Genomic DNA, 6,000 nt, shown 5'->3' on the forward strand with positions numbered 1-6,000 from the left:
GAGAAAAAGTATCAGTATGACGTGGGAGAAAAAAAACATTATGATTTCTATTTCTTCCCGTCTTTCCGGCAAAAAAAAATAAAACTTCAATAGGAGAAAAAGTATCAGTATGACGTGGGAGAAAAAAAACATTATGATTTCTATTTCTTCCCGTCTTCCCGGCAAAAAAAATTAAACCTTCAACAGGAGAAAAAGTATCAGTATGACGGGGAGAAAAAAAAACATTATGATTTCTATTTCTTCCCGTCTTCCCGGCAAAAAAAAATTAAAACCTCAATAGCAGAATAAAATATGAGCACAAAACAAGCAACAACATTAGGCGAATTAAAAAAGAGCGGTTATGTTTCACTGCCGATCAAAGAAGAGATCAGGAAAAACCTCCTTACCAAGATCAGGGCGAAAGAAAATCCTTTTCCCGGCATCATGGGATATGAAGACACGGTGATACCCGATACCGAAAGGGCATTGCTGAGCCGGCATAATATTCTGTTCCTCGGTTTACGCGGACAAGCTAAAACCCGTATGGCACGCCAGATGACCGAACTGCTGGATGAATATATACCGGTGGTTTCGGGCAGCGAGATCAACGACGATCCGTTTAATCCTATTTCAAAATATTCCAGGGACCTGATTGAAGCAAAGGGCGATGCTACACCGATCGAGTGGCTGCACAAAAGCAAACGCTACGGTGAAAAGCTGGCAACGCCTGATGTAAGCGTTGCCGACCTTATCGGCGATATCGATCCAATCAAAGCAGCTAATCTCAAACTGAGTTTCGCGGATGAAGAAGTATTACATTACGGCATCATCCCGAGAAGCAACCGCTGCATTTTTGTGATCAACGAATTGCCCGATCTGCAGGCACGTATCCAGGTTTCGTTATTCAACATTCTTGAAGAAGGCGATCTGCAGATACGTGGTTTCAAACTTCGTTTACCCCTCGACGTTATGTTCGTCTTCACCGCCAACCCTGAAGATTACACCAATCGTGGCAGCATCGTAACACCTTTGAAAGACAGGATACAGAGCCAGATATTGACGCATTATCCAAAATCGATCGAGACGGCTTTGCAGATCACCGAACAGGAAGCTGCTATCAACGACGAGCAGAAAAAAACGGTGGTGGTAAGCGATCTCATCAAGCGACTGATTGAGCAGATCGCTTTTGAAGCAAGGGAAAGTGAACTGGTAGACAAAAAAAGTGGTGTAAGTGCAAGGCTGACCATTTCGGCCTACGAAAATGCTGTTAGCGCTGCTGAAAGGCGTGCCATCATCAATGGCGAAAGCAACACGCAGGTGTGGCTCAGCGATCTTGTGGGCATCATCCCCTCCATCACCGGAAAAATAGAACTGGTGTATGAAGGCGAACAGGAAGGCCCGTTCCAGGTAGCTTACAACCTGCTGGAAAAAGCTATCCGCACACAGTTCATTCAATACTTCCCGAATCCTGAAACACTGAAGAAAAAGAAAGGAAAAGAAGCTGCCGAAAACCCTTACAAAGCCATCACCTCCTGGTTTGACGGCGGCAATTCGCTCAATCTTTTCCTCGAAATAAAAGACGATGATAAAGTGCAGATGCTGTACAAAGTAAGCGGGCTGCATGCCCTGGTGAAAAAATATTTCAATGCAGGAAGCGAAAAGGAAAATGCCTTACTGATGGAACTGGTGCTGCACGGGCTTGCAGCCTACTCACTGATCAGCAAAAAAGTGATTGATGGCAGGATAGAATTCAAGGACCTGATGGGCAGTATGCTGAACTTAGGTACGCAGCATTATGGGGAAGATGATTTTAATGAAGAAGATTTTAATTAAATGTATGATGTGAGATGTATGATGTATGATTTCTTTCGATTCGTAAGTATTTCCAAGGGTTGAAAAGTGTTCATTGCCGAAAACATCATACATCTCTCATCATACTTCAAATAATATTCACTTCTCTGTTAAGCATCACGCCGAATTTTTCCTGCACACTGTTGATGATATCATTGCTCAGCTGCAATATTTCGTTACCATTGGCATGGCCATAATTTACCAGCACGAGCGCCTGCTTTGCATGGCAACCTGCATCTCCTTTGCGGTAACCTTTCCAGCCGCATTGTTCTATCAACCAGCCTGCGGCAAGTTTTACCTTATCATTCGGCAATGGATAACCAACTATCGAAGGAAAATCTTCTTTTAATTGTTCAAATTTTTCCGCAGCTATCTCGGGGTTCTTAAAAAAACTTCCGGCATTACCGATCACTTTCGGATCAGGCAATTTGCTCTGGCGGATATTGATGACCGCCTGTGATACCGACTGGATATTGAGTTCCTGTACTCCCATCTTTTCAAGCTCCTGTTCGATGGCGCCATATGATGTATTGAAACGTGGTTTTTTATTGAGCCTGTAGATCACATTCGTGATCACGAACTGATCCTTTAGCCTGTTTTTAAATATACTTTCGCGATAGCCGAATTCGCAATCGGTATTGCTGAAATAAACCGTGGTATCATCATAGCGATGATGCGCTTCGAGTGAATGAAACACGTCTTTTATTTCCACGCCGTAAGCGCCGATGTTCTGCATCGGTGATGCGCCTACACTGCCCGGTATCAGCGAAAGATTTTCAACCCCTGCTAATCCATGGTTCAGGCAAAAAATCACAAACCCATGCCAGCTTTCGCCCGCACCCGCTTTTACATACACATGATCCGCATCTTCTTTGATGATGGATATTACACCGATCTCATTTTTTAGAACAAGTCCATCGAAATCTTTTGTAAATAAAATATTGCTCCCTCCACCGAGAATAGTAGTTGAAAGTGGATGATTGAAAGTGGAAAGTTTTTTTTCGTTCAGCAATTCCTTTAGCTCATCGATACTTTTAAAAGCAGCGAAATATTTTGCGCTGGCATCAATGCCGAATGTGTTATATGTTTTTAAAGAAAAATTTTCCTGCATGATTGTCTTGCTCATAATTTATCATTCGGATTTCCGATCCACAAATCGTTCCTACGGAACGAAACGGTTAATCATTTACGGTTCTACCAACACATCGTTCCTACGGAACGGCGTTATTCTATAAGTAACGCAAATGATCATTTTTTCTGGCCTGTTTTAAATTCTTCATTCGTAATTCGTAATTATTAATTCGTAATTGTTTACATCGCATCAACATCTGCCACAACATGAACGCTTTTGTAATTTTTTTCCGCCAGCATCAGGTTGATATGATTACGGATGACTTTTTTATAATTCAGGCTCATGCCCGGCTCCTTGGGCAGTTTGATCATCAGTTCCATAAGATACAGGTTGCGTATCCTCCCTACCACCGGCGGCGCAGGCCCTACTACATAATCTTTCAGATCCTGCCGCAACAATAATGCTAATTTGTTTGCCGCATCTGTCACCACCGTTTTATCCTTATGCTTCAATGTTATCATCACCAGCCTGCTGAAAGGCGGATAAAAGAACTCCTGCCGGTTGACGATCTCAAAAGCGTAAAATTTTTCAAAGTCATGTTGCTGCACAAGTTGCAATACCGGATGTTTCACATTCATGGCCTGGATCAATACCTTGCCCTGCTCATGTTTTCGTCCTGCCCTGCCACTAACCTGTTCCATAAGCTGAAATGCCCGTTCGTTGGCCCTGAAATCAGCGAAGCTCAGCAGCCCATCTGCATCAAGGATACCCACCAGGCTTACTTTTTCAAAGTCGAGGCCTTTCACTACCATTTGTGTACCTACCAATATGTCGAGGCGATGTTGCTCGAATAATTGTATGAGGCTGTCGTGCGCCGTTTTGCCCCGCACACTATCCACGTCCATGCGGGCAATGCGATAAGAAATAAAATCTTCTTCCAGTTGCTCCTCGATTTTTTCTGTCCCAAAATTTTTCTCCAGCCAGGTATTGCTACCACAGGCGGGACAGGTAACCAGCTTCGGATAAGTGCTGCCGCAATAATGGCAATGCAGCTTGTTGCTGAATTTATGCAACGTCAGCGATACATCGCAATGCACACATTGAGGGATATGCCCGCAGGTACCGCAGATAAGGTAAGGATTGTAGCCACGCCTGTTTTGAAACAATATCACCTGCCTCTCGGCTTCCACCGTTTGTTGTACCGCTTCTTTCAGCTGCGGACTGATCATCACTTTTCCTTTTTGAGCCACCTGGCTGGTGTTTACAATCTCGATGGCGGGCAATTGCAAGCCACCGAAACGCTCATTCAGTTTTACCAGTGCATATTTATTTTGCAACGCATTGTAATAACTTTCCAGCGAAGGTGTAGCCGTACCGAGTAAAACTTTCGCCTTAAACAAAGAAGCGTAGAAAACAGCAGCATCCCTTGCGTTGTAACGTGGTGCAGGATCTTGTTGCTTATAAGAAGGATCATGCTCTTCATCCACTATTATCAGACCTATATCTTTAAAAGGAAGAAACAAAGCGCTCCTGGCGCCTAATACGATCTTCACTTCACCAGTACGTATCTTATTCCACAATTCTATCCGCTCCTGGTCATTAAATTTCGAATGATAGATCACGATATTACCCCCGAAATGTTTTTGCAGCCTGCGGATGATCTGTGTTGTCAACGCAATCTCAGGCAGGAGGTACAATACCTGTTTGCCTTTCTTAAAATACTCTTCGATGAGGTTTATATACAACTGCGTTTTACCGCTTCCAGTCACGCCCTGCAAAAGACAAACAGCTTTTGTGGTAAACGCTTCGCGGATCTCCCCAAGGCTTTTGTGCTGCGCTTCGCTGAGTTCGAAATCGATGTTGATATTTTTAGCGATTGACCTGATGCGATCAACACTTCGTTTTTCAACGGTCAATATACCTTTCTCCACCAGGGCTTTCAATTGGGCTGCGGTAGCCCCTGCTTTCTTCAGCAAAGCGGATTGTACCACTTCCGCTTCCGTTTTTTGAAGATGCAGGAAGGCAAGCAACAATTCCATTTGCTTTGGCGCCCCTTTCCATTCATTGAGCAAAGCACTCAACGAATCTTCATTGTCTACGGCCGGATGAAGCAACACATAATTTTCTTTTTTGATCTTGTAACGTTCATTGAGTTCTTCCCAGATGAAGCAGATATTTTTTTCTATCAGGCTTTTGATAACCGGGTACACATGCCTTGCATCCAGCACCAGCTGCACTTCGGTGAGGTGCAGTTGTTTTTTTACGAGTAAGGCTTCGGCTACTACAAATTCTTCGTCAGACAGATGCTGGAAATCTTCGCCCATCTCTTCATTGAAGATCAGGATGGTTTCGCTGCTGAGCTTGAAATTTGCCGGTAAAGCAGCGGCCATCACTTCACCTTCCGAACACATATAATAATCGCTGATCCATTTCCAGAGCTGTAATTGTTGCGGGTATAATAAAGGGGAATCGTCGAGTATGTTTAACACTGCTTTGGTCTTGTAGGCAGGCTGTTGTGTGCTTACAGACCTGATCACACCGGCATATTTTTTATTCTTACCAAAGATCACTTCCGCCCTGCAGCCGATCACAGCCCTTGCGAGCAGATCAGCAGGAATAGCGTAAGTATACACGATGGGCACTGCCAGTGGCAAAATTATTTCGGCCCAGTGGTCAAACTGTTCCTCTGCAAAAGGTATCTCCCCTGTTTCGTGCATAATTATTTTTTATAAAAACAGCCAGCCACAAATGTCACGAATCTTCACGAAGAAAAATAGTGAATGGTGAATAGTCAAACCCTCGAACTGTTTAAGGTATGGTGATTTTTAAATTTCAGTAATTTCCATATTCCAAATTTTCAATCCCTGAACGATAAAACACTTTACAACAAATTTCATTCGGGCCTTTTTCGTGCTATTCGTGGCTCACTGGTTCTCTTTTAAAATACCCGGCCACAAATTCTACGAATGCTCACGAAGAAAAATAGTGAATGGTGAATAGTCAAACCCTCGAACTGTTTAAGGTATGGTGATTTTTAAATTTCAGCAACTTCCATATTCCAAATTTTCAATCCCTGAACGATAAAACACTTTACAACA

General features: G+C 43.3%; 3 protein-coding genes. 1 reads left to right on the forward strand and 2 read right to left on the reverse strand.

Annotated elements, in window-relative coordinates; genetic code table 11:
- The first annotated feature begins 291 nt into the window (after window positions 1–291).
- Window positions 292–1,812, forward strand: coding sequence for an AAA family ATPase (locus EGI32_RS14950; RefSeq protein WP_255156164.1), 1,521 nt, complete (start codon window positions 292–294; stop codon window positions 1,810–1,812).
- Window positions 1,813–1,918: 106 nt separating this feature from the next.
- Here EGI32_RS14950 and murB read toward each other — a convergent pair whose 3' ends face one another.
- Together murB and priA are read right to left on the reverse strand one after the other, a co-directional pair.
- Window positions 1,919–2,956 carry a UDP-N-acetylmuramate dehydrogenase gene (gene murB, locus EGI32_RS14955; protein ID WP_255156165.1) on the reverse strand — a complete coding sequence of 346 codons (1,038 nt, stop codon included), beginning with the start codon at window positions 2,954–2,956 and terminating at the stop codon, window positions 1,919–1,921.
- A 185-nt stretch (window positions 2,957–3,141) separates the two neighbouring features.
- Window positions 3,142–5,619, reverse strand: a complete 2,478-nt coding sequence (gene priA / locus EGI32_RS14960) for a primosomal protein N' (protein WP_255156166.1) — start codon at window positions 5,617–5,619, stop codon at window positions 3,142–3,144.
- Window positions 5,620–6,000 lie beyond the last annotated feature (381 nt).

The organism is Ferruginibacter sp. HRS2-29, assembly GCF_024343615.1.
Taxonomy (GTDB): Bacteria; Bacteroidota; Bacteroidia; order Chitinophagales; family Chitinophagaceae; genus Ferruginibacter.